We start from the raw sequence: 12900 nt of genomic DNA on the forward strand, positions 1-12900 counted from the left end.
TTTTCCATATCGATTTTTAAGTAATTGGCCAAAAAATGAAGGGGGTCAGAAAATAGATGCGTTATTCCATTTTATGGATATTAACTTTTTGTTCTATTTTGCCTCTTCACTCAGCTTCATTTTCTTCTTGGCTTGATCATTCCAACCGATGTGTTCATAATAGGCGGTTCCTTGTACATTTTTGTACTCCTTTGACGCCCTTTGTTGTTCTGGCTTTTACTCCTTCGATGAAGCTCGGATTCAAGTAGCAAATTAGGTTTCTCCCATAAAAGACGAAGTGATTGAAGCACTTCCCACAAACTCATTCGGGTTCCACTGATCACATGAATGAGCATGGCCATAGCATAAGCGATCAAAGCGATAAAGATCTGGTTCCCTATCCCTTGAGGATCATAGCTATACAGCTTCACTAATCGCAAATGCTGCTTCATCCACTTGAAAAATAGCTCGATCAGCCAACGCTGCCGATAGATGTCCGCGATTTCCTCAGCACTTAGGTCAAAGCACGAAGTAGCCAGACGATACTTGCGCCCCTTTTCATCCAAAAACTCTACAAGGCGTAAAGAATTCTCTGTCTTGCGAAAGGCACTCCCTAATTGAACGATAGCATCTCGGATGATGTTTGAATCCGGATGAACCGGCAGCTCTTGCTCCACCTGCCAAACCCTATGTTTTTCGTTGATTCGAGTTACGAATTGAACTTTTTGCTCTAGCCAAGTATCGAACTGTTTATACTTCACATAACCGCGATCCATCACGTATATTGTGCCGTCATCTTCGACCAGAAAGTTCATGGTTTCGTAGTCACTCACATTCCCCGTAGTAGGGATGGCCTTCTCAGGAATGACCTCTTTCTCTTCATTTTTAGTCAAAACCAAGACTCGAACATGAATTTTGATTTGAGTGTGGTCACGGGTTACGTACGCCCAGTTGGCCAGTGTCGCCGGAAGTCTTAGACAAGTCGAGTCGATAATCCGAATCTGTGTGCCCTTGATTTCCGATGGAGCTTTCTGCTTGACCTTGCCGATGAGTTCAAGGAATAGACCTTCGAGTATCTCGGTAGGAATCATCTTTAGACGCCTGGAGATTTGAGAACTACTGATGCTGGATAGTTCCAGACTTTCCTGCAGCGTTGTGCTTGTTCGAAGTGGCTTGAGAAATGTGTTCATAAGAATCCCACTTAGCGAGTTGGGAGGCTAAAATTAACTTGATACTTTTTAAGGTAGTAAGCTTGCGAACACGATGATCGGAAATTGGAAAGCTAAAATTTTCTTCAGAAATATAAGAAAAGCATTGACGAATCACAGATAAATTGTGTATGTTACCCATGGTTGGCTCCTTTTGTTGAGATGAGTTATGGGTAACGCATCTAACTCAACAATAGGAGCTTTTTTTATTTTATTCCATGAAAATAACATATAAATTAACATATTTAGTAAATACTGTTCCGTTAATTTCTTGTGTCAGGTTTAATGCAATGCTAGTGCCTAAAAATCCGCTATATCACACCGCCCAGCCAAATTCGACAAAATAGCGCCGCATCGAGCCCTTATCTACCTACCGGCTTCAGTCAGGTATTCAAAAAAATCATACGTAGGCCTAGTTATGCAAATGAATTAAACTTGTTTGCGATCCAATAGCTTCAAGCGGCACTAGTGGGAATAACAACAACCGTTGCATCAAATCTGGAAAAACGAAAATTACGCTAACGGCTGCCACAGCCGTTAATTGCCCTGAAAACACCGATTTCCAATTCTAATGGTCGCTACAGCGCTTATTTCGCATAAACGGGGCTGTTAGGGCAGTAATCCTGGAAAATAACGGCGCTCAAGACCGTTAGAATTTCGAATGGGCTACTTTTCGCAAAATAGCGGCTGCTACAGCCGTTAGACTTCCCCCGGCGTTAGTACCAGCCACGAAAGCCTGACTTTCTTTCGCAGGAATTCATTCTCGATAGCAGCAACAATGCAACAGGGTCTGTCGCAGGTCGTGTGCGGGTTAATGCAGCACCAGTGCTAATTACGGGAGGTTTTCCCGATCATGGCGGGGCAACAACAAGGCCGCCAAGCCAGGAAGATGGCGCGAACAGCTTATTCCGCCGGATAGACCGCGGCTCCGCTGCTTTTGTGGGCGATCCGGGCGGATGCGGCCGCGGCGAGACCCGCGACCAAATCATCCAGAAACACGTGGATGCGGCCCTCATCATTGTTGAGCCCGCCGATAATTTCCGGCTTCATCTTGTCCAAATACCCGAAGCTCGTCAACCCGATCATGCCGAAGACGCTCGTGATGCCGAGGGCCATCGTCTCGTCCACCCCGTACAGCGGCTCATCCGCTTCGAGAATCGCCTGCAGCGGCTCCGGCAACAGCTTGCGCTCCGCCAGTTCATCGAGGGCAATCCCGGTGAACAACGTATACTGCACCTCGCGCTTGTTCAGCACCGCCCTCACGCTGTCCAAGCATTCCTCCGCTTTCAGGTCCGCATGATACGGAGCCTGAAGAGCGTACACGATCCCGGCGATTTCCTCCAGCGCCACTCCCCGGCGCTTAAGCCACGCCTCCGCTACCTCATAGGACAAATCCGATCCCTCCCGAATCTAATGGACACTTCCCTCTCGTGTTCCTATGTGTATGCGGGGCAAACTTGAAATGTTCATGAAAAAAAGAAGCTGAGGGTACCCGATCATACGCCCCCAGCTTTACAGCTTATTTGACTTTCACGGTATCCGGGCCCAGCAGCCGCTCCATCTGCCGGAGCAGTTCCGGGGACGGCTTGACGCCGTACCGTTCGTTCAAGGCGAGCAGCTTGCCGGTGCTCTCGTAGAACAGCACGGTCCCCACGGGACCGGCATGCTCCACGAGCAGCGCCTTCAGCTGCTCCAGCAGGCCGGCGTTCTCCGCCGCCGCCGTGATCTTGATGAAGACGCGCTGCTGCGCCGGCGTCTTCCGCTCCTGCGCCGCGGCCTGCGCCCCCGCAGGCGCGGCGGGGGCGCGGCCGCCCCGGGCGAGGCCGCGCTTTAGCTGCGCGAGGCTCTGCGCGCTGAGCGGCGCCACCTCGTCGGCCAGCAGCTTGAAGCCTTCGTCCTGCTGCTGGACGGTGGCGCGAAGCGCCAGCAGAGCCCCTTTGGCGACGTGCCCGGAGCACCGCCGCCACACCTCGGGGAACAGCACGACCTCGCAGCGTTCGATCTGATCCTCCAGCTCCATAAAGGCCATCGCCTTCCCCTGTTTCGTGGTGATCGACTTCACCGAAACGACCATCCCGGCGGCGACAATTTTGCTGCCGTCGGCCGCATCGGCCAGCTCCATCAGGCGTTCCGCGGCCTCCTGCTCCAGCACGTCCTCGTAATCGTCCAGCGGATGCCCGGACAGGTAAAGACCGAGCAGTTCGCGCTCCAGCTCCAACTGCTGGGTCGCCGTAAACCGCGGAATCTCCGGATACTCGATATCCCAATTCGGTGTCAATTCGAAGTCGAACAGCTGGATCTGCAGATCCTCCCGCTCCTTGCGCCATTTCAGCGCCGCCTCCACCGTCTCGTCCAGCATGGCGAGCAGTTGGGCCCGGTGGCCCGGTAGCGCGTCAAATGCGCCGCCCTGGATCAAGGACTCGATCACCCGCTTGTTGCAGACCCGGAGATCGACCCGCCGGCAAAAATCGAGCAAACTGTCGAACGGGCGCTCTTTACGCTCCTGCAATATGCTCTCCATCGCCTGCGTACCGACGTTCTTGATGGCGGCCAGCCCAAAGCGGATAATGCCGAGAGAAGGCGCGGAGTTCTCGTCTCCGCTTTGCTTCTCACGGTCCGCTCCCTCACGTTGCGCCCCTGCTTGGGGCGTGAAAAGAATCCCGCTCTCGTTCACATCGGGCGGCAGCACGGTAATGCCCATCCGCCGGCATTCGACAATATATTCCGCCACCTTGCGGTGGCTTCCCATGACGGCCGTCAGCATGGCGGCCATAAAATGCACGGGATAATGGGCCTTCAAATAGGCCGTTTGAAAGGCCAGCACGCCGTAAGCGGCGGCATGGGCGCGGGGGAAGCCGTAATCCGCAAAGCGGACGATCATATCGTATACCGCGTTCGCTTCCTCCTCGCGATATCCCTGCGCCTTGCTTCCGGCGACGAAGTGGCCCCGCTGCTCGTCCAGCACCTCGCGCTTTTTCTTCGATACAGCCCGACGCAGCAAATCCGCTTCTCCGAGCGAAAAACCGGCCATCCGGGAAGCGATCTGCATAATCTGCTCCTGATACACGATGATGCCGTACGTATCCTTGAGGATCGGCTCCAGATCCCCGTGCGGGTAATCCACCGCCGTCTGCCCGTGCTTGCCCGAAATAAACTTCGGGATAAATTCCATCGGACCCGGCCGGTACAAGGCCAAAACCGAGATGATATCTTCGAAGTCCGTGGGTTTCAGCTCACGGAGCACCCGCCGCATCCCCGCCGATTCCAGCTGGAACACGCCGGTCGTTTCCCCGTTTCCGAGCATTTCATAAGTGAGCCGGTCGTCGTCGGGAACCAGCCGGAAATCCGGCGCATTTCCCGTTTGCTCTCCGATCCAGCGCATGGAGCGCTCGATGATGGAAAGCGTGCGCAGGCCAAGGAAGTCCATCTTCAGCAGTCCGACAGACTCCAGATTCTCCATGGAATACTGGGTCAAAGCGGTTCCTTCGCTGCCGGCCTGCAGCGGTACCGCATCCGTCAGCGGGTCGCGCGAAATGACCACGCCGGCGGCATGGGTGGAGGCGTGCCGGGGCATGCCCTCCACTTTCCGGGCCGTATCCAGCAATTTGCGGATCCGGGGCTGCGCGTCGTACAGCTGCTTCAGATCCGGGCTCTCCTTCATGGCCCGTTCAATCGTCATCCCCAAGTTCCCGGGAATCAATTTGGCGACCTTATCGACCTCCCCGAACGGCACGTTCAGCGCCCGGCCCACATCGCGGACGGCAGCCCGGGCGGCCATGGTTCCGAACGTGATGATCTGCGCGACATGCTCGGCGCCGTATTTGTCCGCCACATAGGCGATCACTTCGTCGCGCCGCTCATCGCTGAAATCGATATCGATATCCGGCATCGTCACGCGCTCGGGATTCAGAAAGCGTTCAAACAGGAGCTGGTATTTGATCGGATCGACGTTGGTAATATGCAGCACATAGGCAACCAGGCTTCCGGCCGACGAGCCCCGTCCGGGGCCCGTGGCGATGCCGTGGCGGTGCGCATAAGCGATAAAATCCCAAACGATGAGAAAATAATCGGAGAAGCCCATGCTGCCAATGACCCCGAGCTCATAATGTAGCCGCTCCTTCAGCTTAGCCCGCTCCGCTTCATCCCGCCACAGTTCCTGGTGTCCATACCGCTCTTCAAGTCCCCGCTCGCATAACGAGGCCAGGTAAGACGCCGACGTCAACCCTTCCGGAACAGGCCGATATTCGGGCAAAATATGGCGCCCGAACGTAAGCTCCAGCTCGCATTTGTCCGCGATCTTCGCCGTATTGTCCAGCGCTTCGGAAATATGGGGGAACAAGGCGGCCATTTGCGGACCGCTCTTCATATATAGCTGGCTGGTCCCGATCTTGAACCGCTCCTCATCGTCCACCGTCTTGCCCGTTCCGATGCAGATCAGCACGTCCTGGACCTCGGCATCGCCTTCCCCGAGATAATGGACATCATTGGTGGCCACCAGGCTGATCCCGGTTTCGCGCGCCAGGTCGACGAGCAGCGGGTTGACCTTCTTCTGCTCGGGCATCCCGTGATCCTGGAGCTCGAGGTAGAAGTCCTCCCCGAACGCGGCCTGGTAACGAAGCGCGGCCCGTTTTGCCTCCTCCAGCCGGCCGTGCAGCAGATGGTGCGGCACCTCGCCGCCAAGGCAGGCGCTTAGGCAGATCAGCCCCTCCTTATGGCGCTCCAGCACCTCCCAATCGATCCGCGGTTTGTAATGAAAGCCTTCCAGATGGCCGATCGAGCAAAGCTTCATTAAATTCCGGTACCCGGTCTCATTCTTGGCCAGCAAAATCAGATGGTGGATCGGCTGGTCCTTCCGGCTCCCCCGCTCCTTCCGGGATCCCGCCGTAAAATACATCTCGCAGCCGATGATCGGCTTGATGCCGTGCGAGCGGCACAATTTATAAAAAGGAACCGCGCCGTACATCACGCCGTGATCGGTCAGCGCCAACGCTTTCATGCCGAAAGCGGCCGCTTGGGCAACCAGCTCTTCCAGCCGGGCCGCACCGTCGAGAAGGCTGTATTCACTATGTACGTGGAGATGAACGAAGCTGTCCATGCGTTTCCTTCCTTTCCAAGTTGAACCGAAAATTTAGTTGGGTTAGGACTTAAATCAAAACGTTTGTTCCCTTTTTAAATATTTTATCATAGATTGCCTGCTTGCGCCCATAGAATGGTATAGAACCGGAATGGACAAGCGAAAACGGACGGAACGCAAAAAAGGGAGGCCAGCGGATGAGTACGTTTCTGACCAAGGCGGTCATGGATTTTTTCGTAGCGTTCGGCATCGTTGTAGGGGGAGCCATGGTAGGCGGGCTGGGTGCCATCGTGTCCATGCAGCCGCCGACGCAGACGATGCTGGATATCGCGGGAAGGATTAAGATATGGGCGCTCGCCGCCGCGGTCGGCGGTACGATTGACCCGATGCGGGTCATCGAAAGCAATTTCTTCGACGGAAATTTGTCCCCGGCGATCAAGCAAATTTTATATTTACTATTCGCATTTCTTGGAGCGCATATGGGTTCGGAGCTCGTGAGGTGGATGTGCGGAGGCAGCCGGGGATGAACGAACGGAGGGTCACAACGCGGGAGGCCCTAAGGGGATTTAAGCGGTTCATGCAAATTGCCGCCGTTTTTATTCTCGGCATGGTCGCCGGCAGCATAGGGTTCAACGTCGTCTATCAGGCCAGCTTCAACAAACTCTGGCTCGAAAATAAAGATTTGCAGATTCAACTCTATCAGGCCGAGGAAGACAACAAGACACTGAAAAAGTATCACAAACGCTCCACCGTCATCAAGGAAATCCAGGTCCGGGTCGAAGAGCGGGACCCTCCCCTGGACGCGCTGGCCGTCAAAGAGGTCGTACAGCAATTGCACGAGGAACTGGAGGTGCTGCGCGGCCGCAGCATCTTCGAAATCGACTCCGACGGCAAAATGGCCCGGACGCTGCTGAACCGGAAAATTTACGCGGTGCGGGACAAAGAGTACGCAATTCAGGTGAAAACGATGCTGGTAAGCGAGGGCGTGCTTCAGATCTGGGTCGATATCCGGCCCTATGTGCGAAGCTGAGGAATCATGCTACAATGAGAAATATCACAATCTATTATTCCAAAAGGAGCCGTGACCTTTTCCCATGATTGAAGTTTTAACTTATATCCTGTACGCCGGCCTGATTGTTTCCAGCGTCTGCTCCATCTTCTTCAGCATCAAATCCCGGCGTTCGCTGGATGCGCGCACCCGGGGGATCGCCCAGGCCAAATCGAATATCAGTATGGGCACCATGCTGATCGTGCTGGCCCTGATCCAAATGCTAATTTTTAGCGGCTCGACGGTCCGCGTCGTCGTCGGCGCTCTGTTCATGGTGCTCGGGGCTTTCAATATATTCGCCGGCATCCGCAACCATGGCTTCTTCTCCCGCCAGAACCCGGAATAAACCGGCCGCCTGATCGCCGCATTAGGCGTGGTCGATGGACTGCAGCGTCATGACGGCCTTGGACACCAGGAAATCCTGGTAGGTCATGACGATTTCCAGCTTGCACGCCCGTCGGCTCATCTCCAGGACGACCGGGGTAATCACGACCGGATTCTCGATCTGCACCGGACGCACGAAGTAAGTCGTCAGGTTGTCCACCACGTAGTCCGCCCCGCTCGCATCCTTCGCCGCGTTCAAGCCGGCCTGGGTCATCAGCGAAGTCAGCACCCCATGGGAAATCGTCCCGAGGTCGGTAGCCATTTGCGGCGTAATCATGCCGTGAAAAAACAACCGGCCGTTCTCGTCCCGCTCCTCCGCGAATCCGTTCCACATGAGATGCTCAAACGTTTCACCGAGCTGCGGCTGATTCCGGGCGTCCCGCATCGCCTGCAGCACTTCCCGCCGCGTCACCGAAGAAATCAGCTTCCGGTTGCGGTCGACGACGGGCAGAAAGTCGATCCCTTCCCACACCATGATCTGGGCCGCCGAAGCGAGCGACGTTTGCAGCCCGACCGTAATCGGATGCCGTGTCAGACACTTTTCAATGCTCTGATCCCCGCTGAGATCTTCCACATCCTTGCGGCTGACGATGCCGATCACCCGGTTCCATTCGTCCACCACCGGAAAATGCTGCGCCCCGGTCTCGATCGACAGCTGATCGAAATCGGAGATGTTGCTGGTCACCTTCAACATGTTGACTCTCGGCTTGCGCACGACGATATCTTCCACAAGCATAATCTTCTTCTTGATCAAGCGGTCGAAGATCGCCCGGTTGATCATCGAGGCTACCGTAAACGTATCGTGCCGCGAGGAAATGATCGGCAGCGATAAGCGGTCGGCCAGACTTTTGACTTCCCGGCTCGTTCCGAAGCCGCCGGTAATCAGCACGCCCGCCCCTTGCTCCAAAGCGAGCGAATGGGCATCCTCCCGGTTCCCCACGATCAAAAGGCTTCCCGCATCGATATAGCGGGCCATGGCATCGATCTTCATCGCGCCGATCACGTATTTATGCAGGTTTTTATCCAGACCGTCGGCTCCGCCAAGCACATGTCCCTCGACGATATCGACGACGTCCCCGAACGTCAGTTGATCGGTAATATTCCGCGGCTTCTTCTCCACGCGAACGGTCCCGATCCGCTCCTTCGTAATAACGATTCCGAGATTTTCCGCTTCCTTTACCGCACGGTAGGCGGTTCCTTCGCTGACTCCCATTCCTTTCGCCAGCTTGCGCACCGATATTTTGGTTCCGATTTTGAGACTCTCGATATGCTGTAGCAGCTGCTCGTGCTTCGTTACACTTTCTTCATGCCCCTGCAACTGTTACACCCCCAATCTCAATCTGTACTATTCTGTATCTATTATACACCATATCAACGCAAAAAAAAGCGGACATTCCGTGAGCAAATTTCGCCGGAAGATCCGCTAAACACTCGATCGCTTCATTTCGCCATTTCCTGAAATTTTGCCCTGTTCCGGAATGAACGTGAGGCGAATCACTCGGACTTTGACGGAATACCGAAGCCTTATGCAGAAACATTTTGCGTTGCGCCAATATGTGATTTGTATCACAATGCCATGATGACCGGTTGATATAATGATCGCAAATGCTTCAATATTTAAATAAACAGGAGGACCAAACTTATGAGCCAAACCTTTAAAACCACCGTCAACGCTACGGAGTACCCGCCGCAATTAAAGCATAAAACGATTTTTGCCGCCTTCAACAGCCTGGAGCCTGGAGAAGCGATGCTGCTTATCAATGATCACGATCCCGTGCCGCTGCGCTTTCAATTCGAAGCGATGCATCCCGGACGCTTTACCTGGGACTATCTGGAGCAAGGCCCGGACACTTTTCGTGTAAAAATCGGGAAAACGGAATAACCGAGGAGGAGATCCCATTGGCCACGATTGAGGTCCTCGATGAGAAGACCCTAAAAATCAAGGTAGGCCTTGAAGACGCACTCGCCATGATTGCCGAGGCCGAAAACGATCCGGAGCGTTATGCCGCTGAAATCTTGATGATTGCCGAGAAAATGCCGGAGTTTGAATACACCTACTTCTGTTTCTACGCCTACGACACGGCGGCTTTATTCGAAAAAATGCTCGGCATCGATCCGAAGCAGTATCTCTCCTTCTCGCTGGATGCCCCCGATTCATTCTTCTATACCCTCTATGGAGGTATGAAGGGGCTCAGCGGAATGGCACGCCTGTCCAGCGCTTTGGCTGCCGAGGCGTAAGCAAGCCCGAATTCCAAATCGGCCGGACCCTTCAACGCACCTTCAAGGTGAGCGAGGGTCCGGCCGATTTTTAGTTATCAGCGACCGAGAATGCGGAACCGCTTATTGTCACATCGACTTGCGCCTTTCCATTACCGCTCGTGTACGTGTAACTTGAAGCCCCATGCTTATATCCGGGCAATGAATCCGGGATGGTTAACGCGCTTTCTTTGATCCCCATAGAGAGCTTGTAATTGCTTGCGCCTTGATCGATGTGGAGACTTCCGGCACCGTTTTTCAACTCAAATTTGATTGTTTTGTTAAATCCTTTCGGCAGGATGGCCGACATACTCCCCTCATTGCTCGTAAGATTCAGATCCGCGTTCACGGCCGGCAAAGAGATGCCGGCTTTGTTGCCATTGACCGTAATCGTCCGGAATTTTTGGCTGGGTATGTTCAAAGTCACCATATCAATATCCTCCGTCGAAACACCTTGCTTCGGTCGGATTGAGATTTGCGTCGCCGAGTTCTTGGCGTTTTGTACCACGTTCATTACTTTGGCATTGTAGTCAACGGAGAGCTGTTCGCCCCGACTGATCTGCACTAGAACATTGCAATTCTCCGCGGCGAGTTCAAGTGTTTCGGCCCTGGCGGGAGAAGCCTGCCGATTGGCGGCTCCAGCTTCCGGAGAGTTCCAAACGGCTGTCATCAGCAGCAATCCCGTCAATAAAGAGGCGAGGATGACAATGCCGTTCTTTTTGGGCCGTATATCCATAATAAAATTGATGCGACTACGCAAGTTACGTTTCCCCCCATACAGATTGGTGAATACAGCGGTCCGGGCTTTTGACCCGTTTCGAACGACTTTAATCAAGGTTTCACCGTAGTTTTTTCGCTGCTGAAAACTCATACCTCGGAGAACCCGTTCATCGCACGAGAGCTCGCATTGCAAGGAAACCGCCCGGTCCATAAAATAAACCAAGGGATTGAACCAGTGGACCGCCTTCACCCCCAAAATAATCACCTTGTGCCATAGATCGAACCGTTTAAAATGAATCAGTTCATGCTTAAGAATGTGCGGATAGTCCTCTTCCTTCAAAATATCCCGGGGAAGCAAAATCACCGGATGAATCAGACCTGTTAACATCGGCGATGAAATGCTGTGGCAAAATTTTATCCTGACACCGGTTTTAATATTTAACTCCGAGGCCATGTTCTCAAAAGCTCCCAAAATCTCCGGATCCGTCACCGGCTCGCTCCAGCGTCTAGTCAGGTTCATAAACCGGATATGCCGATACACTTGGCAGAATAACGCAATTAAGGCGCCGGTCAACCAAACCACCGCCAAGATCCGCCAAACCGGATAAGGGGCGAAGGCCGCTTGATTGGCTTCATGAACTGTGGAGATCGGAAATCCGGCAAGCCCTTTCCCTTGCCCGGACATAGCGGGGAGCGGATCGGTAGTCGGCGCGTAACGGACCGGAGCAAAAGGCAACACAATATGAGGATGTACGGGGACCAGCCAGCCGATCGTGATCACCCACCAAATGATATACAACCATTTTGCGGCATATTTTTTGGCCAAGAAGGGGACCATCGCCATATACACCAATGTTACCAGCGACATGGAAAGCGAGCATCGAATAAACACAGATAAAGTTTCCTCCAACTCACTCCCTCTTTTCCTTCAGCCACTTCTCAAGCTCGTCCAGATCGTCTTCCTTAAAACGCTGGCTGCCGTGCAACGCTGCGATCAGACTGGAGAAGGAATTCCCGTGAAATCGCTGGATAAAGTCGCCGGTTTCAAATTTCAAATACTCCTCTTTACTGATCAGCGAAAAATACCCTCGTTCTTTGCTCTTTTTCTCACTCCGTAAAAAACCGCGTTCCACCAGCCTCTTCATCAAAGTAATAATCGTCTGCGCCTTCCATGCCCGTTCCTTTCCTAGCTGCTCCATCACCATCCCCGTTGTAATCGGCGGTTCATTCGCCCAAACCACCTTCATGATCTCAAATTCGGCATCCGGGAGCTTCTTCATCAAATTCATCGCGAACCTCCTTTTTCTACAGCTGTCTATAATGTATATTCTACACCTGTCTACAATAATGTCAACCAGTTTTTTCCTGAAAAATAGCCCGCCCTCTTCATTAAATGTGATGTGCGGTTCACGGGCGAGTTAGTTGGTTAGTTGGTTGGTTGGTTGGAGTAAGTTTACAGAAATATGGGGATTTGGAGGTTTAATGCGGAGGTTGGGTTGTTGTGGCATGGCTGCCTACATAAGGCCCCAAAAGCACTGGCGTTGCATGAAGCAATTTGAATGCCGTGGAGAAATAAGGGCCTGATGCGCACTGAAGTTGCATCAAACCTGACTTGGTGCTGCCTATTTTGAAACTTGTCGCCTCGGTGTGGCGAGTTGGATCCGGCGCGCCCCATCTCCCTAACCGCCGTCGCATGAGCAGCCTTGCAAGAAAGACGAAAATTAACGCTAACGGTTGCCACAGCCGTTATTTGCCCTGAAAACGCCGACTTCCCATTCTAACGGTCGCCACGGCGCTTATTTTGCAAAAACAGGCTGTTAGGGCGAGAATCCAGGTGAAATAACGGCGCTCACGACCGCTAGAATTTCGAAAGGGTTACTTTTCGTTAAATAGCGACTGCCACAACCGTTAGACTTCCCAAGTCTCACCATAGTCGCACGATGTCAGGCTGGATGCAACGCCAGGGCCTGATGCGGCGCTATTTTGTCTAATTCAGCTCATGGGTAGGGAATAGCGGACTTTTGAGGCCTTATTATTTGAAAAAGCAGGCCAACCCCCTATTTCGGGGCCCATAACAGGGCAATAAGGCCTTTTTTGACCGCTATCATTCCCCCGAAGCCGAATCGGGACGAAATAGCGCCCAAACGGCCGCTAGTGCGAGGGGCGGCTAGGGAAATGGGGGCCCCTGCCGAATTCAACTCGCCGCACCAAGGCGAAAAGTTTCAAAAAAG

The 12900-nt window shown here is 53.5% G+C and carries 11 protein-coding genes; 5 read left to right on the forward strand and 6 right to left on the reverse strand.

Translation table 11 applies throughout. From position 1 onward, the window contains the following. Positions 1–116: 116 nt before the first annotated feature. From V4U84_RS06295 to V4U84_RS06305, 3 genes are all read right to left on the reverse strand, one after another. Positions 117–1169, reverse strand: coding sequence for an IS4 family transposase (locus tag V4U84_RS06295; RefSeq protein ID WP_334076942.1), 1053 nt, complete (start codon positions 1167–1169; stop codon positions 117–119). A 921-nt stretch (positions 1170–2090) separates the two neighbouring features. Then, entirely contained in the window at positions 2091–2579 is a 489-nt protein-coding gene (locus V4U84_RS06300; protein ID WP_334073951.1) for a phosphatidylglycerophosphatase A family protein, read from the reverse strand. Positions 2580–2706: 127 nt separating this feature from the next. Continuing rightward, the gene (locus V4U84_RS06305) at positions 2707–6282 is read right to left on the reverse strand and encodes a DNA polymerase III subunit alpha (RefSeq protein WP_334073950.1); all 3576 of its coding nucleotides are present in this window, start codon (positions 6280–6282) and stop codon (positions 2707–2709) included. Between the two features lie 176 nt (positions 6283–6458). On the opposite strand from V4U84_RS06305, the gene V4U84_RS06310 reads away from it, so the two are divergent. From V4U84_RS06310 to V4U84_RS06320, 3 genes are all read left to right on the forward strand, one after another. Next, positions 6459–6788 carry a YtrH family sporulation protein gene (locus V4U84_RS06310; RefSeq protein WP_148450524.1) on the forward strand — a complete coding sequence of 110 codons (330 nt, stop codon included), beginning with the start codon at positions 6459–6461 and terminating at the stop codon, positions 6786–6788. Next, positions 6785–7291: a hypothetical protein gene (locus V4U84_RS06315; protein WP_334073949.1), complete on the forward strand. Its 507-nt coding sequence runs from the start codon at positions 6785–6787 to the stop codon at positions 7289–7291. The genes V4U84_RS06310 and V4U84_RS06315 overlap by 4 nt, the downstream gene beginning before the upstream one ends. A gap of 64 nt (positions 7292–7355) precedes the next feature. Continuing rightward, positions 7356–7655, forward strand: a complete 300-nt coding sequence (locus V4U84_RS06320; protein ID WP_334073948.1) for a YtpI family protein — start codon at positions 7356–7358, stop codon at positions 7653–7655. A gap of 21 nt (positions 7656–7676) precedes the next feature. Here the strand turns inward: V4U84_RS06320 and V4U84_RS06325 are convergent, their stop codons facing one another. Beyond that, entirely contained in the window at positions 7677–9011 is a 1335-nt protein-coding gene (locus tag V4U84_RS06325) for a DRTGG domain-containing protein (RefSeq protein ID WP_334073947.1), read from the reverse strand. A gap of 324 nt (positions 9012–9335) precedes the next feature. On the opposite strand from V4U84_RS06325, the gene V4U84_RS06330 reads away from it, so the two are divergent. Next, a complete protein-coding gene (locus V4U84_RS06330) occupies positions 9336–9575 on the forward strand; it encodes a DUF2249 domain-containing protein (RefSeq protein ID WP_334073946.1) in 240 nt (79 codons plus the stop codon). Positions 9576–9592: 17 nt separating this feature from the next. Further along, a complete protein-coding gene (locus V4U84_RS06335) occupies positions 9593–9931 on the forward strand; it encodes a hypothetical protein (protein WP_334073945.1) in 339 nt (112 codons plus the stop codon). Between the two features lie 70 nt (positions 9932–10001). Here the strand turns inward: V4U84_RS06335 and V4U84_RS06340 are convergent, their stop codons facing one another. Beyond that, positions 10002–11561 carry a M56 family metallopeptidase gene (locus V4U84_RS06340; protein ID WP_334073944.1) on the reverse strand — a complete coding sequence of 520 codons (1560 nt, stop codon included), beginning with the start codon at positions 11559–11561 and terminating at the stop codon, positions 10002–10004. A gap of 19 nt (positions 11562–11580) precedes the next feature. Beyond that, positions 11581–11958 carry a BlaI/MecI/CopY family transcriptional regulator gene (locus V4U84_RS06345; RefSeq protein ID WP_334073943.1) on the reverse strand — a complete coding sequence of 126 codons (378 nt, stop codon included), beginning with the start codon at positions 11956–11958 and terminating at the stop codon, positions 11581–11583. Positions 11959–12900: the final 942 nt, after the last annotated feature.

The sequence above is a fragment of the Paenibacillus sanfengchensis genome (assembly GCF_036864765.1).
In the GTDB taxonomy this organism is placed as follows: Bacteria; Bacillota; Bacilli; order Paenibacillales; family Paenibacillaceae; genus Fontibacillus; species Fontibacillus sanfengchensis.